Annotated in this window: 1 rRNA gene; it reads left to right on the forward strand. The window is 54.6% G+C overall.

What is annotated here, in order from left to right:
- Positions 1 to 691: ribosomal RNA gene (locus IB258_RS30195) — 16S ribosomal RNA — on the forward strand; the annotation flags it as partial.
- Positions 692 to 700 lie beyond the last annotated feature (9 nt).

Here is a 700-nt window from a genome sequence, read left to right on the forward strand (position 1 = left end):
CCTTGGTAGCGCAGCTAACGCGTGAAGTTGACCGCCTGGGGAGTACGGTCGCAAGATTAAAACTCAAAGGAATTGACGGGGACCCGCACAAGCGGTGGATGATGTGGATTAATTCGATGCAACGCGAAAAACCTTACCTACCCTTGACATGTCTGGAATCCTGAAGAGATTTAGGAGTGCTCGCAAGAGAACCGGAACACAGGTGCTGCATGGCTGTCGTCAGCTCGTGTCGTGAGATGTTGGGTTAAGTCCCGCAACGAGCGCAACCCTTGTCATTAGTTGCTACGAAAGGGCACTCTAATGAGACTGCCGGTGACAAACCGGAGGAAGGTGGGGATGACGTCAAGTCCTCATGGCCCTTATGGGTAGGGCTTCACACGTCATACAATGGTCGGGACAGAGGGTCGCCAACCCGCGAGGGGGAGCCAATCCCAGAAACCCGATCGTAGTCCGGATCGCAGTCTGCAACTCGACTGCGTGAAGTCGGAATCGCTAGTAATCGCGGATCAGCATGTCGCGGTGAATACGTTCCCGGGTCTTGTACACACCGCCCGTCACACCATGGGAGTGGGTTTTACCAGAAGTAGTTAGCCTAACCGCAAGGGGGGCGATTACCACGGTAGGATTCATGACTGGGGTGAAGTCGTAACAAGGTAGCCGTATCGGAAGGTGCGGCTGGATCACCTCCTTTCAGAGCTTA

Source organism: Achromobacter sp. ACM02, from assembly GCF_014851605.1.
Classification (GTDB): Bacteria; Pseudomonadota; Gammaproteobacteria; order Burkholderiales; family Burkholderiaceae_B; genus Achromobacter; species Achromobacter aegrifaciens.